The following is a 25,601-nucleotide window of genomic DNA, read 5'->3' on the forward strand; positions in this document are numbered from 1 at the left end:
AAAAAAATATTATTACCGCTTTAGCAATTTTAGCTTTTATGGTTTTTTTGTTTGTTTTTACATTATATAACGTTGGCGTATTTGATAGGCAGATATGATTAAGAGCAAAACATTAACTCCATTACTTCTAGCAGGTATTTTTTGTTTAATGTTAGGTTTATCTTTTGCGGCAGTGCCCTTATATGATCTTTTTTGTCGAGTAACTGGCTTTGGTGGAACAACCCAAGTATCTAAAGAAGCCCCGAAAATAGTTTTAGATAAAGTTGTAAGTGTAAGATTTGATACGAATGTAAACAATCTCACTTGGGATTTTAAGGCAAAATCAAATGTCATTGATGTTAAGGTTGGTCAGGTAAATAGAATTGAGTTTGAGGTTGAGAACTATGGAGACGAAACAACCTATGGAGTTGCTAGTTTCAATGTTTCGCCCGCAAGTTTTGGAAAATATTATAGTAAATTAGGCTGTTTTTGCTTTGAAAAACAGGAACTTAAGGCAGGTGAGAAGGCAACTTATATTATGACTTTTTATTTGGACCCAGAACTGGTAAATGATCCAACAGTTAAAAACTTACAGGATGTAACTATGTCGTATACTTTTTTCTCGACAGATTATTATAAACAATCATAATTAAAAAAATATGTCAGCTGAAAAAAAACATGATTATCACTTAGTAGACCCAAGTCCTTGGCCTATATTTACATCTTTTGCATGCTTGGTGCTAGCTATTGGAGCAATTTTTTATATGCACAATGATGTATCTTGGGGAATGTATTTAGGATTAGCACTTGTAATTTATGCAGCCTATATGTGGTTCAGAGATGTTGTGATTGAAGCTGAACATCAAGGTCACCATACTCCAGTTGTTCAAATCCATCACAGATATGGAATGACGTTATTTATTGCTTCTGAAGTTATGTTTTTTGTTGCATGGTTTTGGGCTTATTTTGATATAAGTTTATTCCCAAATGAGTTTGTTGGAAATGTTTGGCCTCCACAAGACATAGAAACTTTTGATCCATGGGACATTCCATTAATCAATACATTAGTTTTATTATTATCAGGAACTACAGTAACTTGGGCTCACCACTCTTTATTAGAAGACGATAGAAAGGGATTTATTCAAGGATTAACAGCAACTGTTGCACTAGGCTTCTTTTTTACTTTATTACAGGCTTACGAATATCATCATGCTACATTTGATTATTCGGGACATATTTATGGTGCAGTATTTTATATGGCAACAGGTTTTCACGGTTTCCACGTAATTGTTGGAACAATCTTTCTTGCTGTTTGTTTATGGAGAGGAAGATTGGGTCACTTTACGAAAGAACACCACTTTGGTTTTGAGGCAGCTGCTTGGTACTGGCACTTTGTTGATGTTGTTTGGTTATTCTTGTTTGCAGCTATATACGTTTGGGGAAGTTAGTATTTAATCCTTGAAGAATAAGCTTCTATTTTCAGTTTTTGTTTATTTTATAATTTTAGTTTTGTTGTCATTAGGCTTTTGGCAATTGTATAGATTGAGTTGGAAATTAGATCTAATCAATCAAATTGAAAATTCTTTAAAGATTGATCCTGTTGAACTTCAAAATGTAGAAAAAAAAAATTATTTAAGAATAAAAACATCAGGACAAATTGATTTTGAAAAACAAATTTATCTCTATAATCTTAACGAAACTGGTAAACCTGGATTTGAAGTTATTAACCCAATTAAAATAGGAAATGAAGATTATTTAATTAATAGAGGCTGGATATCTTTTGACCAAAAAAACAAACGAGAGATTAATATTGTTGATCAAAAAAATATTATTGGTACTTTAATGCTTCAATCAAAATCAAGCTCATTCAAACCCAAGAATGATGTAGATAAAAATTATTGGTTTACACTAGATCGGGAAGATATTTTAAAATTTACAGGAAAAAACTTTTCAAAATATATTATTTATTTAAACGGTAACTACGAAAACCCAAGACCAAGAGTGATCACTGCTAAAATTTCAAACAATCACAAAAAGTACGCAATTACTTGGTTTTCGATGGCGATTTCAATCCTTTTAATATATCTATATTTTAGAAAAAAAAATTATTAAATGAGATACGTCAGCACTAGAAATACTTCTAAAACTTACGAATTTAAAGATGTTTTTATCAAAGGTCTTGCTGATGATGGGGGATTGTTCATTCCCAGCTCACTTCCAAACTATAGTGAAAAAGAAATTCAAGAATTGAGATCACTTAATTATTCAGATTTAGCAAAAAAAATTATTTTTCCTTTTATAGGAAATTTTATGGATAAAGATGAATTGTCTAATATAATTGATAAATCTTATTCTGTTTTTAGGAGAGAAAATGTAATTGATTTCATAAAAATAGGAGATCGATCAGTCTTAGAGTTATTTCATGGCCCAACACTAGCCTTTAAGGATGTTGCTATGCAACTTCTTGGAAATTTTTATGAATTTTATTTAAGCAAGCAAAAAGAAAAAATTAATATTGTAGTTGCCACATCTGGAGATACAGGAGCAGCAGCTATAGATGCAATAAAAGGAAAAGAAAATTTAAATATTTTTGTACTACATCCTGATAATCGAGTTTCTTCTGTTCAGCGAAAAATCATGACCACTGGAAAACATGAAAATGTATTTAATATCGCTATTAAAGGAAATTTTGATGACTGCCAGAACTTAGTTAAATCAATGTTTTCTGATACAAAATTTTCTCAAGATATTAATATGTCAGGTGTAAATTCAATCAACTGGGCAAGAATTATTGCTCAATGTGTTTATTACTTTTACAGCTATTATCTCATTGAAGATCACACTAAACCCACTAATTTTTCTGTTCCCACAGGGAATTTTGGAGATGTATACGCAGGTTATTTAGCCAAAAAAATGGGTTTGCCTATTAATAAATTGATTGTTGCAACAAATCAAAATGACATTCTCCATAGAGCTATTTCAAACGGTAATTACGAGGCTGAAACTGTTTCCGAAACTATTTCTCCTAGTATGGATATACAGATTGCAAGTAACTTTGAGAGACTTATTTTTGACTTGAATGATAAGAATTCAGAACAAACATCAAAAGACATGATGAAAATTAAAGAAGAAGGAAAATATTCAATTGATAAAGAAAAGTTAAATTTAATTAATCAAGATTTCTTATCAGCAAGAATGAGCGAGACTGAAACACTTGATATTATTAAGTCTGTTTATCAAGAATTTAATATTGTTTTAGACCCTCATACTGCAATTGGTTATGGAGCTTTTGATAAACACAATCTCAATGGTAATAATATTGTGCTGGCAACAGCACATCCATGTAAGTTTCCTGATGCAATTCAAAGTGCTATAAATATTAAAGCTGAGTTACCAAATGAACTTCAATTTATATTAAATGAGAAAGAAAATTATGTTATTCTTGAAAATGATATTGAAAAAGTAAAAGAACATATTAAAGATAGATCCAAATGAAAATAAAAGAAAACGATAACCTACCAAATTCAGAAATTTTTGTTCTTCAAGATGGAGAGCCTGTAAAAAAAAATATAGAAGATTTTTTTAAAGACAAAAAAGTTGTAATATTTGGACTACCTGGGGCATATACTTCTGTATGTTCTGCTAAACATTTGCCAGGATATATTAAGATGCATGATCAATTTAAAGAAAAAGGTATTGATCATATAATTTGTATTTCAGTAAATGATCCCTTTGTGATGAATGCTTGGGGTAAACAAAATGATGTAGGTGAAAAAATTGTTATGATGGGTGACCCATTTCTTAATTTTACAAAAGAAATTGGTGCAGATGTTGATAAAAGTGGCAGAGGTTTAGGAATTAGATCTAATAGATACACGATGTTTGTTGATAACATGAAGGTTATTAAACTTCAGGAAGAAGCAGATACAGGATCTTGTGAAATCTCAGCAGCAGAAAATTTCTTAAAATTAATCTAGACTTGCAGCTTTTTTAGCTAATAAATCAACTTCTTCATTTAGTGGATTTCCAGCATGAGCTTTAACCCAGTTCCACTTAATTTTAGAATTATTATTCAAATCATGCAATTGAACCCATAAATCTTTATTTTTAACATCCTCTTTATTAGATGTTTTCCAATTATTTTTAATCCAATTGTGGATCCAATCAGTAATTCCATTTTTAACATATTTAGAATCTGTGTAGATTTCTATCAAATCTTCAGAATTTACTTCTTTTAATGCATTGATTGTCGCCATTAATTCCATTCTATTATTTGTTGTATCTTTTTCATTTCCACTTATTTTTTTCACTTCATTATCAGTGCATATTATTGCTGCCCATCCACCATTTCCTGGATTTTTTAAACATGAGCCATCAGTATAAATTTTAATCATTAAATCAGATAATCTTTAAAACTATTCAAATTGTTATGGGTAATAAGTTTTTGATAATATTCGTTTGGATCCTTAATTTTGATTAATGCTGTTTTTGGAGTATTTGTATAATCATATAGTCTAGTTAACAGATATCTAAGAGCAGCACCTCTACACAAGATATTTAAATTATTTTTTTCATTTAATTTAATTTTTTTAATGCTGTTGTATCCCTTGATCAATTTATCAACTTTCTTTTTATTAATTATAAATTTTTTATTTTTTTCATCAAAACATAGAGCATTAATGCAGATTGCTATTTCATACATATAGTAATCGTTAGCAGCAAAGTAAAAGTCTATAATTCCTGACAGCTTATTTTTATTAAAAAAAATATTATCTACAAATAAATCACCATGTATTATTCCAGAAGGAAGTTTTTTTGGCCAATTTTTTTTAATATCATTAAAATTATTAAATAAAAATTTTTTCAAATTTGATCCTTTATTTGATTTAAATTTAATACTCTGGAGCAAAGGTTTTAAATATTTTACACCCATTGAATTTTTTCTAGTAAATTTTATCTTCTTAGTAACCATATGCATTTTAGCTATTGCTTTTCCAATAGCATAGCAGTCACTTTCATTAACTTTCTTTTTATCTTTTCCACTTAAGAAAGTGACAATACAGGCTGTTTTATTTTTTAGTTTAATTAAATAATTTTTGTCTTTAGTTTTAAGTGGTCTTGGGCAATTAATTTTTGAATCATTTAAATGATCCATTAATTTCATAAAAAAAGGTATCTCTTTTGGAAGAACTCTCTTCTCAAAAATTGTGAGAATAAACTTTTTATTTTTGGATTTTAAAATGTAATTTGTATTTTCAATTCCTTTAGCAATTCCCTGGAAACTTAAAATTTTTTCAATATTAAACTTGTTGTTTATTATATCGATATCACTCTGATTTATTTTTGTATATACAGCCATTTAATTTAATTTATTAGGAACTTTAAAGACTACATTTTCTTTTATAATTTCTACTTCCTCAACATTTATAGAAAATTTTTTTTTTAATTCATTAATAAAATCTTCTACAAGAATTTCGGGCGCTGATGCTCCTGATGATATACCAATAGTATTTGAATTCTGTATTTGATCAAAAGGAATTTCACTTTCAGAATGAAAAAGCTGTGAATTTTGACAACCTGATTTTTTTGCTACTTCAACAAGTCTAACTGAATTTGAAGAGTTTCTACTACCTATTACAAAAAACATATCACACTTTTTTGCAATATTTTTTACTGCCATTTGTCTATTAGTTGTTGCGTAACAAATATCCTCTTTTGCTGGCTCTTTAATGTTTGTATATCTATCTTTCAAAATTTTTATTATTTCTTTAGTGTCGTCAACAGATAGTGTTGTTTGAGTTATATAAGCCAATTTTTTTTTATAATTGGTTTTATACTCCATTGCTTCAGCTTCATTTTGAACCAAATCAATAGATCCTTTAGGTAATTGGCCCATAGTGCCTATTACTTCTGGATGGTTCTCGTGTCCAATCAAAATAATATGATAACCAGCTTTATTTAAGTTTTCCGCTTCTCTATGAACTTTAGAAACTAGTGGACAAGTAGCATCTACATAAGTCATTTTATAATTTTCAGCATCTTCTGGTATTTTTTTCGGAACACCGTGCGCAGAAAAAATAACAGGTCTAGATTTGTCATTAATTTCCTCTAATTCTTCAACAAAGATAGCACCTTTATTTTTTAAATTATCAACAACATGCTTGTTGTGAACAATTTCGTGTCTAACATAAACTGGCGATCCATATTTTTGAATAGATTTTTCTACAATCTCTATAGCTCTCTCAACACCAGCACAAAAACCTCTTGGAGCAGAAAGTAAAATTTTAATTTGTTTGTTTTTCATTTTTCTCTAAAAAATATTCCAGCAATATATGTGGAAAGGTTAAAGACGCCAAACCAATAAAAATTAGTTTTAAGATTGCATCATCTAAATAATTAACGTCATTTAATAAAAATAATACAATTATTGAAATAAAGATTGTTAAAAGAGTAAGTGGTAAAGCCTTTAAAATAAATAATTTTAGTCCATTTTGGAGATTGTTTTCATCCAGGTCTATCGCAAGTGAAATAGAGTGCCTCACAGAATGTAAAAAACAAAAATAAATTGTAAAAGCTGTTAAAGGAGTAAAGTAGTAATTTAAAATTATAATTGAGAAATAATCAAAAAAAATAGTGAATTTTTTTAATTCAAACTTATCAATAAATAAAAATATACTTGATAATGAACTCAAAATAATTGATATCTCGATTATCTTATTTTCTTCTAAAAATTCTAAGAATAAATAAAAATTTTCATTAACAACAAGTAATGATTTAAATATTTTCACAGTATCATCAAAATGAAAAAAAAGCGGGGCAAGAATTATGAGCGATCCTTTTAAAAGGTATAATAATTGAATTAAGTACGATTTTTTGTTTATTAAAAATTGTGTATCTTCTTTACCAAAATGAAATGCTGCCACTATAAGAAAAACTAACAGTGTGGTTGCTGGTAAGAGTGACCAAATAATAATGATGCAAACTGCTATAAAAATATAAAAGATATAGAAAATATATATTCTTTCAAAATTAAATAATTTAAGAAGTTTTTTACCTTTAATATTATCTAATGCACCGTGTGAAACTCCAATAGTTAAAATTAAAAATAAGCATATTGATGATGAAATATCTAAATAATTTAATCTAAACATCACGACAGAAAATAGATTAATTAGTAAAAAAAATATAAATGAATGATTAAGGTTAATTTTTTTAATTAATTGATTAGTCATTTAAAATAATTCTTTTAAAAATTTCCATTTAGGCATTTTTAAAATTATTTCTAAATCTTCAAAAAAATTACTTTTATTAGATAAGAAATTAATAGCAGTCTTAGGTGAACTATTGAACATTTTAAAGAAAATTTCCCCCATATCTGAAGAGTTATTTCTTAAAACTTTCAAAAAAATATTATCCAAAAAATCATATTTTTTTTTAATTTTAAACAATTTAGCTTTAGAAATATTATCAATGTTTTCCGCTATATATTTGCTGTGTTCTTGAATATTTAAAAAGGTATAACCCGTGCTTAATCTCGTCATATCGCCGGCTGATCCAATATATATTTCGTTTAATTTTTTTAGATTTTTATTTCTAAATAAAGGTATAGAGCCTTCTTCTTTAAAATTGATTTTATAATTTCTGATATTTAAATGGTTTTTTAAATATTGATCTATTTGATTATCATAATCTTTTATATTTTCATTACTTAAATTTGATATCCAGGTAGTTTCTACAAGTGCACTTTTTTTTGAAAAAGGCAGAGTGTAAAAAAAATGAACCTCATTTTTTTGATCACACGCAAAGTCCATTAAGTTAAATATTTGGTCATCAAAAAAATCTTTTTCAGTTTCTATTTCCACACCACAAAAATGTTGCCACAAATTATTTGGCTTATTTTCAAAGTTTGGAATGCTATTAAAAATTATTGAATTTGATAATTCAACATCATTAATATTTTTAAAAAATTTTATATTTTCATTTAATTTAAGTTTTGAAAGAATTTTGTCATAAAATTTTCCACTATCTATAGATTGATAAGGTGTTAGCTTACAATCAATAAACTTTGTATCATTAGAAATGTTTATGGAAAAATTATCCCAACTTTTTTTGACACAATCATCATAATTGTGTGGAAATACTTTCCAAAATGACCAAGTTTTGTCTCTTTTATATTCCTTTCTAGGCTCAATTATAGCTAAAGATTTATTTTTTAATTTATCAGAAATTTCAAGTTCATAAGCCAAAGACAAACCTGCGCAACCACCACCGATAATTATGTAATCAAAATCTTTCATTTAAATTTATCTCTTCATTAATTAATGAATGATCATGTTCAATGTTATTATCATTTTTATTTGTAAATGTTAAAATTATTAAATCAAAAATTGATAAAAAAGTTTCAATGATTTTTTCAATTTTTGTTACATAAATTTTTCCAGAATTTTTATAATTTTCTAAATTATTTTTATTAATTATTTTGTGTCCAATTTTTCTGTAGACTCGTCTTGCAACTAAAATAGAGAATCTGAAACTTAAAGGTATTTCTTTAATTGAGTAAAAAGAATTTTCATAAAATTTTTCAGACAAAGAAATGGTAGATACGATGTCGTTGAAATTTTCATTGATATAAATTCTTTTATTATTTTTATCTTCAATTACGTCTCTTGAAATATTGGTAAGCTGCATTGCTATTCCAAGATCGATAGCTGATTTTAAAGAATTTGTCTTATTAACTTTTAAAATTTTTGCCATCATTAAACCAACTGTACCTGCTACTCTATAAGAGTATATTAATAATTCTTTTTTTGATTTTAATTCTACTCTTTCTTTAATATCTGAATTAATCCCATCAAATAAATCATTAATTACTTTTGTTGAAATGTTAAATTCATCTATAAGTTCCCAAATATTTTTAATGACAATGTTTTGAAAGTTTTTATTTAAAAAATCTTTCTTAAAGTTTTCAAATTTAATTATTTTGTCTTCTAATTTTCCTGGATCGTCTGCAATATTATCTGCTTCTCTACAAAAATCATAAAGCGCAGAACATTTATCATAAGTTTTTTTTGGCAAAAAAAAACCAGCCCAATTAAATGATTTTGCATAGGTTGCTAAATAATTTTTAGTTAACATTCTAAATCAATTTATCTAATACTTTTGCAGATGAAAGTACTCCTGGTACACCCGCACCCGGGTGTGTTCCGGCACCAACAAAATATAAACCGTCATAAATTTCTGATTTATTATGAAATCTAAAATAAGCTGATTGAGTGAATTTAGGCTGAATTGAAAAACCCGATCCATATTTTGTATTTAGTTCTTTCTCAAAATAATCAGGTGTAAGATAAAAATCAGATACAATATTATTTCTAAGATTTGGCATTAAATCATTTTCCATTTTATCAACCACAAGATTTTTCATTTTTTCTCCTTCTATTTGCCAATCTATATTTGATTGATTGTTTGGAACTGGCACTAATACATAAAAACAATCACTTCCCTCAGGAGCCATACTCTTATCTGTTGCAGAGGGTCTATGGAGATAATAGCTAATATCGTTATTTAATTTTTTATAATCAAAAATATCATCTAGATGTTCTTTATATTTGTTTCCAAATTTAATTGTGTGATGCTCAACGTTTTCATAGACTTTTTTGGTTCCAAAATAATAAACAAATAAACCCATTGAGTAATCCATCCTCTTTTGTTTCCAATCAAACAGCATTGAATTTTTTAAGTTTTTACTAGTCATCTTTTCATAAAAAGCAGGAGGGTCAGCATTACAAATGACATTATCAGCTTCGATAATCTCTTCATTGTCAACTACAACACCGGTAATTTTATTATTCTTAGTAATAATTTCTTTTACCTCAGTATTTTTTATTATTTTGATTTCTATTTCCTCCATTAACTTTTCAAATCCTTTAATTATATTTCCCGTACCACCCATTGAATAATGAATGCCCCATTTTTTTTCTAAATAAAGAATTAGCCCATAAATTGAGGTAGTTGTGAACGGATTACCACCAACCAAAAGTGGATGCATACTAAGCATCCTTCTTAATTTTTCATTTTTTACATAAGACGATACTAATGAATAAACTGATTTATAACTCTTAAGTTTTAATAATGCTGGCAGCTGTTTCATCATAAAAAAGGGTTTATCAAATGGAACATCTGCAAGTTCTAAAAATCCCTTCTCAAAAATTTTTTTGGTAAAATTTACTAAATCTTCATACCCCTTAACATCTTCTTGATTTAAATTTTCAATTTGTTTTTTCATTTCTATTTCATCACCTGAGTAATTAAATTTAGTTTGGTCCTCAAAAACAAATTGATACCAAATTTTAAGTGGTGTTAGTTTTATGTAGTCCTCAGGATTTTTATTAAATAAACTGAATAGTTCGTTAATTAAATATGGAGCTGTTATTACTGTTGGCCCAGCATCATAGGTAAAACCATCTTTTTTGAAAACTCTAGCTCTTCCACCTAGGTCTGAATGTTTTTCTATTAATTTTACTTTATGTCCTTTGGCTCTTAGTCTTATTGCTGCAGCAATACCACCAAATCCAGATCCAATAACTATAGAATTCATTGCTGTAACTTATAGTTTTTTCAGGAAATTGTAACCGTATTATGAGTTTATTTTTTTTAGCTGTTCTTTAGTTTCTTCTAAATTTTTTTGAAATACAGCATCTAGTTTAGATTTATCAACTGATGTAGTTATGATTTTTTTTACTGAGTCTACTGCTATTTTGATTGAAGCATCTTTTATTTCTTTCAATGCAGCCTCTTTCATTTGGCTAATTTTATTTTCTGCTAAACTTTTTTTAATTTCTGATGATTTATGAAATTTATCATTTAAGTCTATTATTAATTTATCCGACTCTTTTTTTGCATTTTCCAAAATTTCATTACTTACAGAACTAGCTGTATCTAATTTTTTTTGAGCATTATCGAGTAAAGTTTTTGCCTCTGTTCTCAATTTTTCACTTTCATCTATCTCATTTTTGATATCAGAAATCATACCATCAAGCATTTGAGAAACTTTTTGTGGAATTTTAAAGTAAACTAAAACCCCGATGAAGATTACAAATGAAATTGCTACCCAGAAAGTTGCATCAATTGCCATAGTATTTATCTCCATTTCTTCTAGATAGGTCGTCAACAATTGCTGATATACTGCTATTATTTACTTCAGCACCAATAAGTTTTTGAAGTAACTCGGATGACGTTTCGATAGCAATTTTATTTATTTTATCAGGCGCATTATCTCTTAAAGCTTGGATTTCTTTTTCCGCTTTAGCTATTTCGTCATCTATTTGTTTATCAAGAACGTCTCTTTTAGCATTTATATCTTTAACTGCCTTTTCTCTTGCTTGATTAAACATAGCATTAGCATCAGTTTTGCTTTTTAAAATTATTTGATCATATTCTTTAAGTTTGGTCTCACTATCTTCTCTTTGTTTTTCAGCTGCCTCAATGTTTTCTAGAATTTGAGATTTTCTAGACTCTAAGTTGTTACTAATTTTTGGAAGAATTAATTTAGATAAAACCAAATACATTATCCCAAAAGTAAGTACTAACCAGAAAATCTGAGAAACCCAAAACTCTGGATTTAATTGAGGCATACCTCCACTTTCAGCGGCAAAAGCTTCTTTAATAAAAAAGAAGCTTAAAAATATTAGATGAAGATATATTTTTTTGACCATTAACTTAAAATGCAAATAAAATAATCAATGCAACAACTAATCCAAATAATCCTGTTGCTTCTGCAAGTGCAAAACCTAAAAGTAGGTTAGGAAATTGTTTCTGAGCTGCTGATGGGTTTCTCATAGCACCTGATAAATAATTTCCAAAAATTATTCCAATACCAACACCGGCACCAGCTAAAGCTATTGCTGCTAAACCTGCTCCGATCATTTTTGCTGCTTCTAATTCCATTATATCCTCCTCTGTTATTAATGGTGTAAATTTAATGCATCATTTAAATAGATGCAGGTTAAAATTGCAAAAACATATGCTTGAAGAAAAGCAACTAATATCTCCAAACCAGTTAATGCAACCGAAAAACTTAGTGGAAGCCATCCACCAACTATTCCAAGACTAATTACAAAGCCTCCGAAAACTTTCATCATTGTATGACCAGCCATCATATTTGCAAATAATCTAACTGATAGACTTATTGGTCTACTTAAATAAGAAATAATTTCAATAACTACTATTAAAGGAAGTAATACCGCTGGTACTCCACTTGGTACAAACAATTTTAAATATCCAAAACCATGTTTAATAAATCCAATTACTGTTACGCCAATAAAGATAAATGCAGCAAGAACAAATGTAACGATAATATGACTAGTTACAGTGAATGTGTACGGTATCATTCCAAACATGTTGCAAAATAAAACAAACATGAACAATGAAAAAATAAATGCAAAATATGGTTTTGCTTTAGAACCAGCTGTATCACTAATCATTTTAGCAACAAAGGTGTAGCTAAGTTCCGCTAATAATTGAATTTTATTTGGTAAGATTGAATTTTTCTTAGATCCTAAATTAAAAATTAATAAAATAGAAACTGTACTTATAATCATAAACAAACTTGCGTTTGTAAAAGATATATCAAATGCTCCAACTTTTATTTCAGGTCCAATTCTATAAACATCGAATTGGGACATCGGGTTTGCTGCCATAGTACTAACTTATTTTTGCATTTTTTTTGCTGATCTAATCACGTTTGTTATTCCAGCGATCACCCCAACAAAAAAAAATATTAATATAAACCAGGGTTTAGTACCAAAGGTCTTGTCAAAAATAAACCCAATAATTGTCCCGACGGCCACTGCAGAAACAAGTTCTGTGCTCAATTTGAATGCAGTTCCAATAGGCGAGGGATTATCCTTCTTGTTATAAAGATTTTTCTTAGAAATCTTGCTTTTTGCAATCTCTAAGCGAGTTTTAAAAGGGTCTTTTGCCATTTATTTTGGTTAAGCAACCATACTTTCTGCTTTTTGAAGGTCTACAGCTACCAGTTGGCTTATCCCTTTTTGTGGCATTGTTACTCCATATAGCCTGTTCATTTTAGACATTGTTAAGGCGTGGTGAGTAACAATTATAAATTTAGTGTTAGTAATTTTAATTAACTCCTCTAGCAAGTTACAAAATCTTGTTACGTTAGCATCATCAAGGGGAGCGTCTACCTCATCCAAAACACAAATTGGAGAAGGGTTTGTTAAAAATACTGCAAATATTAAAGATAGGGCGGTTAAGGCCTGTTCACCTCCAGATAATAAAGTTATAGATTGAAGTCGTTTTCCTGGAGGACTGACTAACATTTCTAAACCAGCTTCTAATGGATCGTCAGAATCTACTAATTCAAGTTTTGCATTTCCTCCATTAAAAAGTTTTGTGTAAACCTCATTAAATTTTCTGTTAACTTTTTCAAATGCTTCAACCAGTCTTTCTCTTCCTTTTTGATTTAGTTCATCAATACTATCTTTAAGTTTAACAATTGCGGTAACTATGTCACTACGATCTTGTTCCATTTTTTTAATTTCTTCTTCATACTTACTAGTTTCTTCATCTGCTTTTAAATTAACTGAACCTAATTGATCTCTTTGTTGTTTCTTTTTATCTAAAGCATCTTCTTGATCAATATGATTTGGAAGCTCTTCAATTCCAAATAAATTTGAATTTTCTAATATATTATCTTCAGTTAAATTTAATTCTGTATTAATTCTATCAAGCAAATCATTTTTTCTTTTTTGTAAACCTTCAACAGTTGCACCTGAGCTTGCTTTTCTTTCTCTAATTTGAATAGATTGTTCTTGGATTTCATTTAATTGTGCTCTTAGCGTTTCAATTTTTTTATCAGTTTCTTCTATAATTTTTTCATTATCAATTTTTTCTTCATCAGAAATTCTTAAATTTTCAGAAATTTGACCTTTTCTTTCTGCTTGTACTCTTGGTTGATTTTCTAAATCATTTAATTGTTTAGACAATTTATTTTTTCTTTCAGTTAATTCATTAACCATTTTTTCTGAATTAGATAAAAGATTTTTCCAGCTTGATATTTCGGTCTCTATAGTTTTTATTCTTTCATTTCTTTTGACTGATTCATTTTTTATTGATTGATTTTTACTATATGCATCAGCATATTTTTCTTGAAGAACTTTTATTGTCTTTGATTTTTCATTGACATTTAATAGTTCAGTTCTTGATTTTTCATTTTTTAAATCACTAATAAAATTGTCTAATTCCATTGAACATCTATCTAAAAGAGCAAATGCTTGGTTGATTTCATTCGCATCTATTAATTCTTTAACTCTAGAAATAGAGTTTTTTACATTTTTTATGGGGCCAATACTTATTTTAATTGTATCTTCTGCTAAATTATTAACAACTTCATCAACTGCATTTTGTTCTCTTTCGAGTTCATTCTTAGCATTTTCTAAATCTTCGTTAGACATTTTTTCAGTTTCAAAATATTTTGAATCTACTTCAATTAAATCGGATTTTTCCTCTTTTAACCTTTTCTCATTAGAGTTAGCATCAATAATAATTCCTTTTTCTCTTGCTATGTCCTCATCCAAAGTTTGGATTGATTTTTTAATACCTTCAATTTCGTCCTGAATTCTAGTATTTTCCTCATCTAGGCTTTGAAGTTCTAAATTTAGCCTTTGTATCCTAGATAAATTCTCAATATTTTTTTCTCTTAGTGGAGCAACTTTGTCTGTTGAGATCTTTATTAAGTTTTCAAGCTCAGATATCTGGTTATTAAAACCTTCTACTTCACCTTCTGCTTCAGCATTAATTTCGTTCTCAATTTTAATTTCCTTTTCAATTTCCAATAATCTCAAATAATATAATCCTGCTTCTATTTTTTTTATTTCTTCTGAAATTAATTTATATTTGGTGGCTTCTTCAGCTTGCTTTTGAAGATTTGCTAATTGCTTTTCCTGTTGACGTCGCAACTCATCAGCTCTTTTTAAATTATTTTCTGCTGCACCAAGTCTAAGTTCAGCCTCATGTCTTCTTACATGTAAACCAGAAATTCCAGCAGCCTCCTCAAGTATTGCTCTTCTGTCAGTAGGCTTTGCTGTCACTAAGGCTCCAATTCTTCCCTGACTAATCATAGAAGGAGAATGTGCGCCTGTTGAAAGATCTGCAAAAAACATTTGTGCATCTCTTGCTCTTACCTCTTTGTCATTAATATAAAATTTAGAACCCTTATCTTTTTCAATTTTTCTTCTAACTTGTATATTTTCTAATTCACGATATTGAATAGGACCTTCTTTTTCTTTGTTCTCTACTTCTATGGAAACTTCAGCAATATTTTTTGATGCCTTATTAGATGTCCCTGAAAAAATTACATCTTCCATTCCTGAACCTCTCATACTTTTTGCAGAGGTCTCTCCCATTACCCATCTTAAAGATTCTACTATGTTTGATTTTCCACAGCCGTTAGGACCAACTATTCCAGTAAGACCTTCTTCTATTAAGAAATTTGTTTTTTCAGCAAATGATTTAAATCCATTTAATTGGATTTTTTTAAACTCCATGCACTAACTTATATCATTTTTTCTAGTGCTTTTTTCAAATTTTTATAATTAAGTTTTTTCTCGAATTTTTTGTTGTTGATTATTATCGTAGGGGTTGCGTTTACTTTGAAATTTTTTGCACCCTCTATTCGGTCATTTAACACAAAATCCTCAATATTTTTGTTGTTCACACAAGATTCAAAATCTATAGAGAAACCCTCGTTTTTTAAAAATATTTGAAGATTTTTATTTGCTTCCTCAATAGAGCTTCCCTTCACCCATTTTTGCTGGTTAGCATATAAACTTTCCAAAATATCAGCATTCCCATCATTTTTACACTGAGCAACTTTTGCAGCATTGAAGGCGGCAATATCTAAAGGAAAGTTTCTAAACTCTATTTTAGCAATCCCTGTATCCAAATATTCTTTTTTAAGTTCTGGATAAACGTTTTTATGAAAATTAGCACAATAGCTACAAGTTAATGATTCAAACGCAATTATAGTTATTTTTGCGTCTTTATTTCCAACGATAATTCTTTTTATTTCTTCAGCATTTAAATTTGAAAAGCTTCCCAAAATAATTATAGCAAGTAATATAATTTTTCTCATTTTTCTTTATAAACTTTTGTTAATTCTGTTAATGATTTTTTAATTTTTTCGTTTTTAACATCTTTAATTTTATCTTGATATTTACTAATTGCCACATTATTTGATTTAGCTTCATTCAAACTGCTGTTTTTTTGTTCGTCATCAAAGCTAATAAATTTGAGCTTTTCAACAACATCGTAGCCGAAAAAATTATTCATTTTATCTAAAATATTTTTTTTTGAATATTCTACATCCACTTCATGGCCTCTTTTAACCATTACAACTAAAGTACTCACACCAAATCGATTTGAGTTTTTGAATGTTTTTGGAAAACAGACTTTAAACAATTCATTCCCTACTAAATATTTCCAATTACTGAGTGTTTCTGAATATATATGACCTTTTTTATGAATAATTTTTTTTAAATTTTTTGGCAAAGTGTCTTTAAAAGATCTTAACCCTTGAATGCTAGTATTTCTCTGCTTAGTATTATTTTTAAATTGCATATGAAAGATCTAATAATAACAAATAAAATTCTCAATTGGTACGATATAAATAAGAGATCTTTACCTTGGAGAAATAAGGTTTCACAAGAAAAGAAACAATATTTTACATTGGTTAGCGAGTTCATGTTGCAACAGACGCAGGTTGCTATTGTGATACCATATTTTAATAGATTTATTAATAATATTCCTAATATTGAAAAGTTATCAAAATACAATGATAAAAAATTAATCAAACTTTGGGAAGGTCTTGGATATTATTCAAGAGTTAGAAATTTAAAAAAAACTGCTCAAATAATTATTAAAAAATTTAACAAAAAAATACCTGAAGATTTTTATGAATTAAAATCATTACCAGGCATTGGCGATTATACAGCAAGTGCAATTTCAGCAATTGCATTTAATAAACCAATAATTCCTTTGGATGGAAACATTGAGAGAGTATTAAAAAGATACTTATATTTAAAAAAACAAAGTCAAATTAAAAAAGAATTCTTACAAGATCAAAAAAAAATTTTTGGTATATCAACAAAAAGATCAAGCGATTATGCGCAAGCTTTGATGGAACTGGGTGCATTAATTTGCAAACCTACAAATCCTACTTGTAACAAATGTCCATTATCTAATAATTGCAAAGCATTTAAAAATAAAAATTTTGATTTAGTGAAATTCAAGAAAATTAACAAGGAAACATATTATAAATTGAATGTTTATAAAAAAAATAATCAATATTTATTAATCAAAAATAATAAATTTAATTTTTTGAAAAATTTAAATATTTTTCCAATGGATCAATTAAATAATCCTAAAAATTTTAGTAAAGATTTAAATTTTAAAATATCTAATATGAATATGAATATCAAAATTGAATATAAGAAGAAGCACAACTTTGAGAAAAATATTAATTGGATAAATCCTACAAAACTTCAAAATTATGTACTCCCGACATTTACCAAAAAGATAATAAAATTTTTAGAAAGTCAAAAATGAAAAAAATAGCAATTATTGGCGCAGGGATTTCGGGTCTGTTTATAGCTAATTTATTTAAAGGAAATAAAGATTATCAGGTCACAATTTATGAAAAAAAAACTTCATTAGAAATAGAGGAAGGTTATGGTATTCAATTATCTGTAAATAGCGTAAAGCTATTAAACAAATTAGGCTTCTCTTCCTTGTCGGACAAAGAGAAATTTAATCCAAAAAAAATTGATTTTTATGAAATTAAAAATTCAAAGAAAATTTGTGATTTAAATATTTCAAAATTTAATTCTGATGATTGTAAGTACACAACGTTGAAAAGATCAAAATTACTTCACTTTTTAATAAATGGATTAGATAAAAATTCAATCAAGTTTAAATGCAGTTTAGATAAGATAGCATACAGTAATGACTCAATAAATTTAAATTTTGATCAAGATAAAATAACTTGTGATCATTTAATTATTTCAGATGGTGTATTTTCAAAAGGAAAGTCATTAATTTCGAATAATAATTCAGAACCAATTTACAATAACACTATCGCTGTTAGAGCCAGTGTATCCAAAGAACTTCTTGATAATATAAATGAGGAAAATATTTCTTTATTTTTAGGATCAGATTTTCATTATGTATTATATCCACTTAATAATGATAAAAAATTTAATTTTATTGGGATATTGAAGAATAAGTTAAATTCTGAACAGCAAAAAAATCACAATCTTTGTAATGAAAGTACATTTATTGAGAGCATTAAACAAAAATTATCCAAAAAAATTTCATCAAAAGTATTTCAGAGTCTTGAAGATATTAAATTGTTTCCAGTATTTGTAAGTAAAAATCCATTTATTCCTCCCAAAAATATTTATTTAGTTGGAGATGCTTTTTTTGCATTCTCACCTTCTTTTGCTCAGGGAGCCTCACAATCAATAGAAGGAGCCAATCAATTATATGAAATTATAATAAACCAAAAAAATGATTTTTATAATTCTAGATTAGAGAGAGTAAAAATGATTAATAGAAGATCTAATTTTAATCAATTTGCTTTTCATTTATCAAATCCGATTATGATCTTTTTTAGAAATATTTTTTTAAAGCTTTTGACTAAAAATAAAAAATTTCTGGAAAGTTATTTAGGTAAAATTTATAAAAATTAATTTTTAGAAATTAATCTTTGTCTCAAGTAATCGATTGGGTAGGTTCGGCCATTAATATCACAATGCCAAAATGTCCAACCATTGCAGCTTTCAGCTCCTAAAATAGTAGCTGCAACTTTATGAATAGAACCTTCTGCTTGGTTGTGTTTGATACTACCATCAGCCATTATTCTTGCGGTTATTTTTTTCTTATTATCAAAAATATTAGTTCCAGGCTTAATTATTCCAAGTTCTACCAATGATCCAAACGGAATTCTTGGTTTTGATCTATTATTTTTAAGTGTATCTAACAAATCATCTTCAATTGGTTTGGTGGTCTTTATACGTTCCTCAGCAGCTTTAAAATAATTCTTTTCTTTTTCTATACCAAAATAATTTCTCCCTAGTTTTTTTGCAACTGCAGCAGAAGTTCCAGAACCTAAAAAAGGATCAAGAATTAGATCATTTTTATTTGATGTAGCTAGTAAAATTCTGTGTAAAAGTGATTCTGGTTTTTGAGTAGAGTGAATTTTTTTTCCATTTTTTTTAAGTCTTTCAGAACCATTGCAAATAGGAAGATTCCAATTAGATCTCATCTGAAGATCATCATTTAAACATTTTAAAGACTGATAATTAAATGTGTATTTTGATTTTTCACTCTTAGAAGCCCATATTAAAGTCTCATGAGCATTTGTGAACCTTGTACCTCTAAAGTTAGGCATTGGATTATTTTTATTCCAGATGACATCATTTAGTATCCAGAAACCTAGATTTTGTATTGCAGTTCCTACTCTAAAAATATTATGGTAACTACCTATAACCCAAATAGCTCCATCTTTTTTCAAAATCCTTTTGCATTCATTAAGCCATTCATAAGTAAACTCATCATATTTTTTAAAATTTTTAAATTGATCCCACTTGTCGTTTACAGCGCTGACTTTTGATCTATCGGGTCTAATCAATTCACCTTTTAATTGTAAATTATATGGAGGGTCAGCAAAAATTAAATCAAAGGTTTCACTTGGAATTTTTTTTAATTCTTCGAGACTGTCTCCGTTAATTATTTTATTTTTAAAATCAGATTTCATTTGTAAAAATTAATTAGACTCCAAATGGATTCTTCGGTCAACCTGTGATTGAAAAAATTGGATTCGATTTGTGTATCGAATTTTAATGATAACTAGATGTAGTATTAAGTTAACCTAGATATAGGAGAGAAAGTTTTTCTATGATGTTTAGTTATGCCTAGTTTCTTTAATGCTTGTAAGTGTTGTTTGGTGCCATAACCAAAATTTTTATCCCAATGATAACCTTTGTTTTTTTTTGATAAAGTAGCAACAAATCTATCTCTTGATACCTTAGCTATTATAGAGGCTGCTGAAATTGAAGGAATTTTTTTATCGCCCTTTATGATTGATTTCAATTTATAATTTTTTAATTGTGGAATTTTGTTTCCATCTATTAATACAAGAGTTGGTTTTTTTGTTAATTTTAATATAGCTCTTTTCATAGCTAGTAAACTTGCATTTAGTATGTTGAGTTTTTCAATCTCACTAACAGAGGCTTTACCTAATGACCAAATTGAATTTTTTTTAATATAATTAAAAAGGTATTCTCTCTTTTTTTTACTCAACAGTTTTGAATCTTTTAAAATTTTTGGATCCACAGATTTCTTTAGAATGACAGCAGCAGCATAAACAGGACCTATTAAACTACCTCTGCCGACCTCATCAACACCAGCTATTAATTTCATTAAATTGTTAATTTTAACTCTTTAACTTTTTCTCTTATTTTTTTTAAATCTTCCCATGAATGTTTTTTATTATCTGGATATCTAATTAAATAAGAAGGGTTAAAAGTTATCATTAAAGGATAAGTATTATTATTTAAAATTATTTCCTTCCATTTACCTCTTTCTGAAGATATTTTTTCATTAATCCCAGTAACAGCTTCCATAGCTGTGCTACCCATTAAAATTATAATTTTGGGATCAATAATAGCTATATGTTCTTTTAAAAAGTTTGAGTAACGTTTAATTTCAGGCGAAGTCGGTTTTCTATCTTCTGGTGGTCTAAAATTTATTGCATAAGTTGTATAAATATTTTTTCTCTTAATATTTATTGCTAACAACATTTTGCCTAAAAGCTCTCCACCTTCTCCTTTAAAAGGGTTCCCAACTTTGTCTTCAATTTCACCTGGAGCTTCTCCGATTAACATTATAGGACTGTCAATATTTCCTTCTCCAAGAACAATATTTTTGGAATTATTTCTTAGTTTACAATTTTCAATTGAATTTAATTGTTTTTTTAGATTTTCTAATAAATCTTGTTTATTCCTTTGATTGATATCACTTTCTTTTTTTACCTCAGAAAACCTATTAATAGGTTTTTTATCAAATACAAAATTGGCTTCTATTGTATTTATCAATTCTTCGTTTAATTTGTCGTTTTGATTTATCAATTTTTTCACCTTACAAGGATTAAATGATATCTAAAATATTTAAAATCATATTATTATTAGCGTTATCCTATCAGACACCTGTTTATTCTAAAAGTACAAGTTTTAATGATTTCAACTCAAGAGATTTATCTAATTATTTTTCAGGTATTATAGCTTATGAAAATAGAGACAATTCAGAAGCTTTAAAATATTTCAACTTAAGCAAAGTTTTACTGAATAACCACGACAGTTATTTAAAAAGATATGTTAATTCTCTTGTATTGGAAAACAAAGTAGCGCAAGCAATAAATGTTGTAAAAAATAACTCAAAAAAAAGTAACACAGATTTTTTTGATGCATATATTTTACTAATAATTGATAGTTTAAAAAAAAATGATTTTGATAAAGCTAATATTTACTTAGATCAAAGTTTGAGATTTCAGGAAGAAAATAGAATTAATTTAGTAATTTTTGAAACTTTAAAGCAGTATATTTACACTTTTAAAAATAAAAAACTTTTACCTAATAAGAAAAATTTTGGAAACTTATCATTAATAGCTGAGGCATTTCAAAGATGTTATTATAATGATCAAAGAACCAGCTCTTTCTTTTTAAATTTAATAAATAGTCAACAAGGTGATTATTCAAGATATATATTTTTTTATATAAATTATCTTATTCAGAATAAAGAGTTTGATCAGGCAAAGTCAGTAATTGATCAAATTGATTATATTGGTTCAACACTTTTGCTAACACAAACAAAAAGCTGGATAGATAATAATAAGTTTAAAAGTTTTGAAAAAATTTTCTCATGTAGAAATCACAATGATATAATTAGTGAATTTTTATTTTTGATATCAAACCTTTATTCGTCACAAGATAATTTTGAAAAATCAAATTTTTATTTAAATTTATCAATATATTTAAACCCTAAATTTGAATTTAATTTATCACTCGTTGCTGAAAATTTCTTTGCAGATGGTGAATACAACAAGGTAAAAAAAATAGTAAGAAAATTTAAAGAGACTGATGAGTTTTATTATTGGTTTAGAGTTAAAAAAGAAGCGCAAATAATAGTGAAAGAAAAAAATTATGAAAAGGCAACAAGCTATATTGAGTCTAAGTTTAAAAATATTGAAAAACCTAACCCAAAGATGATTTTTGATTTAGCGAATTTTTACAAAAACTCTAAAAATTATGAACTTGCAATTGATTATTATTCAAAATTAATCTCCTCTCTAGAGGATAGTTCTGTAATTAAATCAGATATTTTATATCGAAGAGGTGGGAGTTACGAAAGATTAGGTAATTATGAGAAGTCAGATGAAGATTTACTTCATGCACTAAGGATAAGACCTGATGATGCATATGTCCTAAATTATCTTGCTTATTCTTGGTTAGAACGTGATTACAAAATAGATGAAGCGATGGAAATGTTAAAAATAGCATATAATTCAAAAAGTAATGATCCTTATATCATTGACTCAATTGGTTGGGCATATTTCTTGATAGATGAATATGGGGAAGCAGAAAAATATTTAAAAAGAGCTGTAGAATTAATGCCTGATGACCCAATAGTAAATGATCATTACGGAGATATATTGTGGAAGCTAAACCAAAAAATTCAGGCAAGATATTTTTGGAATAGCGTGTTGAGTTTTGATGATACTGACGATGATATGAGAGAAAATATAAACAAAAAGTTGATTACCGGCTTAAAATCTATTCAATGAAATTAAATTTAAAATCTCATGCCAAAATCAATTTAGCACTCAATGTAACAGGAAAAAATAATTCATTACATAAAATTGAAAGTATCATTAGTTTTATTGATTTGCATGATGTTATTTCAATAAAAAAAACAGGAGGTGAAAAACATAATATTTCTTTTCAAGGGAAATTTGCAAAAGGTATTGGAAAAAAAAATACTGTTCAAAAACTCTTTGAAATTCTAGATCGAGAAAGGTTGCTACTAAATCAAAAATATAGAGTTTCTATAACAAAGAATATTCCTCAAAAAGCAGGACTTGGTGGAGGTTCATTAAATGCTGCGAGTATTTTAAATTTTTTAAATAAAAAAAAGCTAATTAAAATCAGTAAAAAAAAAATTTTGGAGGTTTGTTCTGAAATAGGTTCCGATGTTATTTTGGGTATAGACCCATCTAGCTCAGTTTTACTTTCAAACAATAAAATTAAAAAATTTTTTAATTGTCCAATTTTAAATATGCTTTTAATAAAACCTAATTTTGGTTGTGCGACAAAAAAAATTTATTCTAATGTTAGAAATTTTACAAAACCAAAATTTAATAATCCCAAAAAGAATATGTTTGGTTATAAATTTTTAAAAAATCAAACTAATGCCTTAGAAGATATTGCTATTTCAAAATACCCACAAATAAAAAAGATTAAGTTATTTTTAGAAAAGACTAATAATCCTGAATTTGTAAGAATGACTGGGTCTGGATCTACAGTTATTGCATTCTATCAATCAGTCAAAGACTGTAATTTGGCAAAAGCACAATTTAAGAGGAAATTTAATAATTGTTGGTTGAATGTATCAAAAACTATATAAATTTATTTTTTTTGTGTTATAGGAACTATAATATTGGGGCGTAGCCAAGCGGTAAGGCACGGGTTTTTGGTACCTGCATCCTAGGTTCGAATCCTAGCGCCCCAGCCATATATATGGATAAATTTTTAGATAAAATTTTTTTAAGGTCCAAAAATCTTAATTATATAAGTAAAAATATAAAAAACATATCCCAGAACACTCCTGCAAAAAAAATTTTTGAAGCAATTAACAATTATTCTGAAAATAGTGAATTAAGATTTGTTGGAGGATGTATTAGAAAAATTATAAATCGAGAAGAAGTAGATGACATTGATTTAGCAACTAACATTACACCAGATGAAGTTTGTGATGCACTAAATAAACATCAAATTAAATTTTTTGAGTCAGGTAAAGAACACGGCACGATAACTGCAGTAATAAATGAAAAAAACTATGAAATTACTTCACTTAGAAAAGACGTTGCTACAGACGGAAGACATGCAAAAGTTGAATTTACTTCTGATTGGAAAGAAGATTCAAAAAGAAGAGATTTTACAATTAATGCTATTTACTCTGATAGTTTAGGAAATTTATTTGATCCACAAAATGGTAAGCTAGATTTAAATAAAGGCGTTTTAAAATTTATTGGAGATCCAGAAAAAAGAATTCAAGAGGATTATTTAAGAATATTAAGATATTTCCGTTTTCATATTAATTACTCAACTGAAAATCATAAAACAGAGATAATTAAAATATTTAAAAAAAATATCAAAGGTATTTCGAACTTATCTGCTGAAAGATTATTAGATGAATTTAAAAAGACAGTTAAATCAAAAAATTTTCTCAAATTATTTGAAGATCAACAAAGTTTAGAAATATTAGAAATAGTATTTCCACAATTTAAAAATATTAATCATTTTAAGAAGCTGAATTCATTTAGTTCCAAAGTTATTAGCAACTTTGACTTTATTTTTGTAATTGCATTGTTGATTATTGATGAAACAGACAATACTGACTATTTCATTTATAAATTTAAAATCTCAAAAAAAGATCAAAAGAGGCTTAAATTAATTCATTATTTTTTCAAAGAAAAGGTGAGTATTAAAAGTTTTACAGAAAAAAACTTTAATAAAATATTTTACTATAATGGTAGACAAACTGTAATTGATATAATTAATTTTAAATTGTTCTATTCAAGTAAGGTAGAGAATAAATTATTAAAACTACTTAAAATTTACGAAAATAAAACATTGCCTGAATTAAAAATTGGAGCAAATATTTTAATGTCTAAGTATAAAATTCCTGAGGGTAAAATTTTAGGTAATAAGTTAAAACTTATAGAAGAAACCTGGGTTCAAAATGGATTTCAAATTTCAGATAAACAGGTTGAAAAAATTGCAAAGAGTTAAATATATTTAACGTCTTTAATTTCAAAATTCTTTATCCCAGAAGGGGTACTTATTTCTACAAGATCACTTTTATTTTTACCTATTAATCCTTTTCCAATTGGGGACTGAAAGAAAATTAATTTTTGTTTTAAGTCAGCTTCATCTTTTCCAACAATTTTATAATTTATTTTTTCCCCACTATCTAAGTCTTCTAGATATACAGTTGATCCAAAAATTACTTTACCCTCATTATTTAATTTAGTTACATCAATTACATTAGCTCTGGCTATTATGTCGTTTATTTCAGTAATCCTTCCCTCATTATGAGATTGTTCTTCCTTTGCAGCATGATATTCGGCATTTTCTTTTAGATCTCCATGCGATCTTGCTTCAGCAATTGCGGCAACTATCTCAGGTCTTTTCTTTTCTTTTAAAAAAATAAGTTCTTCCTCTAATTTTTTTAAACCATTTAAAGTAATAGGTTCTTTTTCCATTTTT

Annotated in this window: 29 protein-coding genes and 1 tRNA gene; 11 read left to right on the forward strand and 19 right to left on the reverse strand. The window is 27.4% G+C overall.

Annotated features, from left to right (window positions below):
• The first annotated feature begins 94 nt into the window (after nucleotides 1-94).
• The 5 genes from ACTTBN_RS06735 to ACTTBN_RS06755 all read left to right on the forward strand — a co-directional run bounded on the left by ACTTBN_RS06735 (nucleotide 95) and on the right by ACTTBN_RS06755 (nucleotide 3,956).
• On the forward strand, nucleotides 95-628 hold the full coding sequence (locus tag ACTTBN_RS06735; RefSeq protein WP_256998103.1) for a cytochrome c oxidase assembly protein: 534 nt from the start codon (nucleotides 95-97) through the stop codon (nucleotides 626-628).
• A 10-nt stretch (nucleotides 629-638) separates the two neighbouring features.
• Complete coding sequence (locus ACTTBN_RS06740; RefSeq protein ID WP_075506420.1) at nucleotides 639-1,427, forward strand: cytochrome c oxidase subunit 3; 789 nt, start codon at nucleotides 639-641, stop codon at nucleotides 1,425-1,427.
• A gap of 61 nt (nucleotides 1,428-1,488) precedes the next feature.
• Nucleotides 1,489-2,091 (forward strand): SURF1 family protein, encoded by a 603-nt coding sequence (locus tag ACTTBN_RS06745; protein WP_440681723.1) that lies wholly within the window; start codon nucleotides 1,489-1,491, stop codon nucleotides 2,089-2,091.
• A complete protein-coding gene (gene thrC / locus ACTTBN_RS06750) occupies nucleotides 2,092-3,474 on the forward strand; it encodes a threonine synthase (protein WP_440681643.1) in 1,383 nt (460 codons plus the stop codon). It begins immediately after the preceding gene.
• Nucleotides 3,471-3,956 (forward strand): peroxiredoxin, encoded by a 486-nt coding sequence (locus ACTTBN_RS06755; RefSeq protein WP_440681644.1) that lies wholly within the window; start codon nucleotides 3,471-3,473, stop codon nucleotides 3,954-3,956. The genes thrC and ACTTBN_RS06755 overlap by 4 nt, the downstream gene beginning before the upstream one ends.
• On the opposite strand, the gene rnhA is transcribed toward ACTTBN_RS06755, so the two are convergent.
• The 15 genes from rnhA to ACTTBN_RS06830 are packed head-to-tail and all read right to left on the reverse strand — an operon-like array spanning nucleotide 3,948 to nucleotide 16,617.
• A complete protein-coding gene (gene rnhA / locus ACTTBN_RS06760) occupies nucleotides 3,948-4,373 on the reverse strand; it encodes a ribonuclease HI (RefSeq protein ID WP_440681646.1) in 426 nt (141 codons plus the stop codon). The two genes, ACTTBN_RS06755 and rnhA, sit on opposite strands and share 9 nt — an antisense overlap.
• Nucleotides 4,373-5,338: a homoserine kinase gene (locus tag ACTTBN_RS06765; protein ID WP_440681647.1), complete on the reverse strand. Its 966-nt coding sequence runs from the start codon at nucleotides 5,336-5,338 to the stop codon at nucleotides 4,373-4,375. The genes rnhA and ACTTBN_RS06765 overlap by 1 nt, the downstream gene beginning before the upstream one ends.
• Nucleotides 5,339-6,283 carry a 4-hydroxy-3-methylbut-2-enyl diphosphate reductase gene (gene ispH, locus ACTTBN_RS06770; RefSeq protein WP_440681648.1) on the reverse strand — a complete coding sequence of 315 codons (945 nt, stop codon included), beginning with the start codon at nucleotides 6,281-6,283 and terminating at the stop codon, nucleotides 5,339-5,341.
• Nucleotides 6,264-7,211 carry a Brp/Blh family beta-carotene 15,15'-dioxygenase gene (locus ACTTBN_RS06775; protein WP_440681650.1) on the reverse strand — a complete coding sequence of 316 codons (948 nt, stop codon included), beginning with the start codon at nucleotides 7,209-7,211 and terminating at the stop codon, nucleotides 6,264-6,266. Before ACTTBN_RS06775 ends, ispH begins: the two co-directional genes overlap by 20 nt.
• On the reverse strand, nucleotides 7,212-8,276 hold the full coding sequence (locus ACTTBN_RS06780) for a lycopene cyclase family protein (protein ID WP_440681652.1): 1,065 nt from the start codon (nucleotides 8,274-8,276) through the stop codon (nucleotides 7,212-7,214).
• Nucleotides 8,263-9,114, reverse strand: coding sequence for a phytoene/squalene synthase family protein (locus ACTTBN_RS06785; RefSeq protein WP_440681653.1), 852 nt, complete (start codon nucleotides 9,112-9,114; stop codon nucleotides 8,263-8,265). Before ACTTBN_RS06785 ends, ACTTBN_RS06780 begins: the two co-directional genes overlap by 14 nt.
• 1 nt (nucleotide 9,115) lies before the next feature.
• The gene (crtI, locus tag ACTTBN_RS06790; RefSeq protein WP_440681654.1) at nucleotides 9,116-10,576 is read right to left on the reverse strand and encodes a phytoene desaturase family protein; all 1,461 of its coding nucleotides are present in this window, start codon (nucleotides 10,574-10,576) and stop codon (nucleotides 9,116-9,118) included.
• 39 nt (nucleotides 10,577-10,615) lie between these two features.
• The gene (locus ACTTBN_RS06795) at nucleotides 10,616-11,128 is read right to left on the reverse strand and encodes a F0F1 ATP synthase subunit B family protein (RefSeq protein WP_440681655.1); all 513 of its coding nucleotides are present in this window, start codon (nucleotides 11,126-11,128) and stop codon (nucleotides 10,616-10,618) included.
• Complete coding sequence (locus ACTTBN_RS06800; protein ID WP_440681656.1) at nucleotides 11,103-11,693, reverse strand: F0F1 ATP synthase subunit B family protein; 591 nt, start codon at nucleotides 11,691-11,693, stop codon at nucleotides 11,103-11,105. Before ACTTBN_RS06800 ends, ACTTBN_RS06795 begins: the two co-directional genes overlap by 26 nt.
• A 4-nt stretch (nucleotides 11,694-11,697) precedes the next feature.
• Nucleotides 11,698-11,925 carry a F0F1 ATP synthase subunit C gene (locus ACTTBN_RS06805; RefSeq protein WP_006997791.1) on the reverse strand — a complete coding sequence of 76 codons (228 nt, stop codon included), beginning with the start codon at nucleotides 11,923-11,925 and terminating at the stop codon, nucleotides 11,698-11,700.
• A 17-nt stretch (nucleotides 11,926-11,942) separates the two neighbouring features.
• Nucleotides 11,943-12,677, reverse strand: a complete 735-nt coding sequence (locus tag ACTTBN_RS06810) for a F0F1 ATP synthase subunit A (protein WP_075506408.1) — start codon at nucleotides 12,675-12,677, stop codon at nucleotides 11,943-11,945.
• Between the two features lie 9 nt (nucleotides 12,678-12,686).
• Nucleotides 12,687-12,962: an AtpZ/AtpI family protein gene (locus tag ACTTBN_RS06815; RefSeq protein ID WP_075506407.1), complete on the reverse strand. Its 276-nt coding sequence runs from the start codon at nucleotides 12,960-12,962 to the stop codon at nucleotides 12,687-12,689.
• 9 nt (nucleotides 12,963-12,971) lie between these two features.
• Entirely contained in the window at nucleotides 12,972-15,545 is a 2,574-nt protein-coding gene (locus ACTTBN_RS06820) for a chromosome segregation SMC family protein (RefSeq protein ID WP_440681657.1), read from the reverse strand.
• Nucleotides 15,546-15,553: 8 nt separating this feature from the next.
• The gene (locus tag ACTTBN_RS06825) at nucleotides 15,554-16,132 is read right to left on the reverse strand and encodes a thioredoxin domain-containing protein (RefSeq protein WP_428080944.1); all 579 of its coding nucleotides are present in this window, start codon (nucleotides 16,130-16,132) and stop codon (nucleotides 15,554-15,556) included.
• The gene (locus ACTTBN_RS06830; protein ID WP_440681659.1) at nucleotides 16,129-16,617 is read right to left on the reverse strand and encodes a DUF721 domain-containing protein; all 489 of its coding nucleotides are present in this window, start codon (nucleotides 16,615-16,617) and stop codon (nucleotides 16,129-16,131) included. Before ACTTBN_RS06830 ends, ACTTBN_RS06825 begins: the two co-directional genes overlap by 4 nt.
• Here ACTTBN_RS06830 and ACTTBN_RS06835 point away from each other — a divergent pair, their 5' ends adjacent.
• Both ACTTBN_RS06835 and ACTTBN_RS06840 read left to right on the forward strand, forming a co-directional pair.
• Entirely contained in the window at nucleotides 16,618-17,604 is a 987-nt protein-coding gene (locus tag ACTTBN_RS06835) for an A/G-specific adenine glycosylase (RefSeq protein WP_440681660.1), read from the forward strand.
• Complete coding sequence (locus ACTTBN_RS06840) at nucleotides 17,601-18,746, forward strand: salicylate 1-monooxygenase (RefSeq protein WP_440681661.1); 1,146 nt, start codon at nucleotides 17,601-17,603, stop codon at nucleotides 18,744-18,746. Before ACTTBN_RS06835 ends, ACTTBN_RS06840 begins: the two co-directional genes overlap by 4 nt.
• On the opposite strand, the gene ACTTBN_RS06845 is transcribed toward ACTTBN_RS06840, so the two are convergent.
• The 3 genes from ACTTBN_RS06845 to ACTTBN_RS06855 all read right to left on the reverse strand — a co-directional run bounded on the left by ACTTBN_RS06845 (nucleotide 18,743) and on the right by ACTTBN_RS06855 (nucleotide 21,194).
• Nucleotides 18,743-19,813: a site-specific DNA-methyltransferase gene (locus tag ACTTBN_RS06845; protein ID WP_428080937.1), complete on the reverse strand. Its 1,071-nt coding sequence runs from the start codon at nucleotides 19,811-19,813 to the stop codon at nucleotides 18,743-18,745. The genes ACTTBN_RS06840 and ACTTBN_RS06845 overlap by 4 nt on opposite strands.
• A gap of 104 nt (nucleotides 19,814-19,917) precedes the next feature.
• The gene (locus tag ACTTBN_RS06850) at nucleotides 19,918-20,478 is read right to left on the reverse strand and encodes a ribonuclease HII (RefSeq protein WP_428080935.1); all 561 of its coding nucleotides are present in this window, start codon (nucleotides 20,476-20,478) and stop codon (nucleotides 19,918-19,920) included.
• Entirely contained in the window at nucleotides 20,478-21,194 is a 717-nt protein-coding gene (locus ACTTBN_RS06855; protein WP_440681662.1) for a uracil-DNA glycosylase, read from the reverse strand. Before ACTTBN_RS06855 ends, ACTTBN_RS06850 begins: the two co-directional genes overlap by 1 nt.
• A 14-nt stretch (nucleotides 21,195-21,208) precedes the next feature.
• On the opposite strand from ACTTBN_RS06855, the gene ACTTBN_RS06860 reads away from it, so the two are divergent.
• From ACTTBN_RS06860 to ACTTBN_RS06875, 4 genes are all read left to right on the forward strand, one after another.
• Complete coding sequence (locus ACTTBN_RS06860) at nucleotides 21,209-22,897, forward strand: tetratricopeptide repeat protein (protein WP_440681663.1); 1,689 nt, start codon at nucleotides 21,209-21,211, stop codon at nucleotides 22,895-22,897.
• Nucleotides 22,894-23,736, forward strand: a complete 843-nt coding sequence (locus ACTTBN_RS06865) for a 4-(cytidine 5'-diphospho)-2-C-methyl-D-erythritol kinase (RefSeq protein ID WP_440681664.1) — start codon at nucleotides 22,894-22,896, stop codon at nucleotides 23,734-23,736. Before ACTTBN_RS06860 ends, ACTTBN_RS06865 begins: the two co-directional genes overlap by 4 nt.
• Before the next feature lie 34 nt (nucleotides 23,737-23,770).
• A tRNA-Gln gene (locus ACTTBN_RS06870) sits at nucleotides 23,771-23,844 on the forward strand.
• Nucleotides 23,845-23,849: 5 nt separating this feature from the next.
• Nucleotides 23,850-25,124: a CCA tRNA nucleotidyltransferase gene (locus ACTTBN_RS06875; protein ID WP_440681665.1), complete on the forward strand. Its 1,275-nt coding sequence runs from the start codon at nucleotides 23,850-23,852 to the stop codon at nucleotides 25,122-25,124.
• Here ACTTBN_RS06875 and greA read toward each other — a convergent pair.
• Complete coding sequence (greA, locus tag ACTTBN_RS06880; RefSeq protein ID WP_075506396.1) at nucleotides 25,121-25,597, reverse strand: transcription elongation factor GreA; 477 nt, start codon at nucleotides 25,595-25,597, stop codon at nucleotides 25,121-25,123. The two genes, ACTTBN_RS06875 and greA, sit on opposite strands and share 4 nt — an antisense overlap.
• Nucleotides 25,598-25,601 lie beyond the last annotated feature (4 nt).

Source organism: Candidatus Pelagibacter sp. HIMB1623, from assembly GCF_052047695.1.
Taxonomy (GTDB): Bacteria; Pseudomonadota; Alphaproteobacteria; order Pelagibacterales; family Pelagibacteraceae; genus Pelagibacter.

Coding starts and splice junctions, on each gene's coding strand:
- ACTTBN_RS06735 (WP_256998103.1), top strand. CDS start 95: ATGATTAAGAGCAAAACATTAACTCCATTACTTCTAGCAGGTATTTTT.
- ACTTBN_RS06740 (WP_075506420.1), top strand. CDS start 639: ATGTCAGCTGAAAAAAAACATGATTATCACTTAGTAGACCCAAGTCCT.
- thrC (WP_440681643.1), top strand. CDS start 2,092: ATGAGATACGTCAGCACTAGAAATACTTCTAAAACTTACGAATTTAAA.
- ACTTBN_RS06755 (WP_440681644.1), top strand. CDS start 3,471: ATGAAAATAAAAGAAAACGATAACCTACCAAATTCAGAAATTTTTGTT.
- rnhA (WP_440681646.1), bottom strand. CDS start 4,373: ATGATTAAAATTTATACTGATGGCTCATGTTTAAAAAATCCAGGAAAT.
- ACTTBN_RS06765 (WP_440681647.1), bottom strand. CDS start 5,338: ATGGCTGTATATACAAAAATAAATCAGAGTGATATCGATATAATAAAC.
- ispH (WP_440681648.1), bottom strand. CDS start 6,283: ATGAAAAACAAACAAATTAAAATTTTACTTTCTGCTCCAAGAGGTTTT.
- ACTTBN_RS06775 (WP_440681650.1), bottom strand. CDS start 7,211: ATGACTAATCAATTAATTAAAAAAATTAACCTTAATCATTCATTTATA.
- ACTTBN_RS06780 (WP_440681652.1), bottom strand. CDS start 8,276: ATGAAAGATTTTGATTACATAATTATCGGTGGTGGTTGCGCAGGTTTG.
- ACTTBN_RS06785 (WP_440681653.1), bottom strand. CDS start 9,114: ATGTTAACTAAAAATTATTTAGCAACCTATGCAAAATCATTTAATTGG.
- crtI (WP_440681654.1), bottom strand. CDS start 10,576: ATGAATTCTATAGTTATTGGATCTGGATTTGGTGGTATTGCTGCAGCA.
- ACTTBN_RS06795 (WP_440681655.1), bottom strand. CDS start 11,128: ATGGAGATAAATACTATGGCAATTGATGCAACTTTCTGGGTAGCAATT.
- ACTTBN_RS06800 (WP_440681656.1), bottom strand. CDS start 11,693: ATGGTCAAAAAAATATATCTTCATCTAATATTTTTAAGCTTCTTTTTT.
- ACTTBN_RS06805 (WP_006997791.1), bottom strand. CDS start 11,925: ATGGAATTAGAAGCAGCAAAAATGATCGGAGCAGGTTTAGCAGCAATA.
- ACTTBN_RS06810 (WP_075506408.1), bottom strand. CDS start 12,677: ATGGCAGCAAACCCGATGTCCCAATTCGATGTTTATAGAATTGGACCT.
- ACTTBN_RS06815 (WP_075506407.1), bottom strand. CDS start 12,962: ATGGCAAAAGACCCTTTTAAAACTCGCTTAGAGATTGCAAAAAGCAAG.
- ACTTBN_RS06820 (WP_440681657.1), bottom strand. CDS start 15,545: ATGGAGTTTAAAAAAATCCAATTAAATGGATTTAAATCATTTGCTGAA.
- ACTTBN_RS06825 (WP_428080944.1), bottom strand. CDS start 16,132: ATGAGAAAAATTATATTACTTGCTATAATTATTTTGGGAAGCTTTTCA.
- ACTTBN_RS06830 (WP_440681659.1), bottom strand. CDS start 16,617: ATGCAATTTAAAAATAATACTAAGCAGAGAAATACTAGCATTCAAGGG.
- ACTTBN_RS06835 (WP_440681660.1), top strand. CDS start 16,618: ATGAAAGATCTAATAATAACAAATAAAATTCTCAATTGGTACGATATA.
- ACTTBN_RS06840 (WP_440681661.1), top strand. CDS start 17,601: ATGAAAAAAATAGCAATTATTGGCGCAGGGATTTCGGGTCTGTTTATA.
- ACTTBN_RS06845 (WP_428080937.1), bottom strand. CDS start 19,813: ATGAAATCTGATTTTAAAAATAAAATAATTAACGGAGACAGTCTCGAA.
- ACTTBN_RS06850 (WP_428080935.1), bottom strand. CDS start 20,478: ATGAAATTAATAGCTGGTGTTGATGAGGTCGGCAGAGGTAGTTTAATA.
- ACTTBN_RS06860 (WP_440681663.1), top strand. CDS start 21,209: ATGATATCTAAAATATTTAAAATCATATTATTATTAGCGTTATCCTAT.
- ACTTBN_RS06865 (WP_440681664.1), top strand. CDS start 22,894: ATGAAATTAAATTTAAAATCTCATGCCAAAATCAATTTAGCACTCAAT.
- ACTTBN_RS06875 (WP_440681665.1), top strand. CDS start 23,850: ATGGATAAATTTTTAGATAAAATTTTTTTAAGGTCCAAAAATCTTAAT.
- greA (WP_075506396.1), bottom strand. CDS start 25,597: ATGGAAAAAGAACCTATTACTTTAAATGGTTTAAAAAAATTAGAGGAA.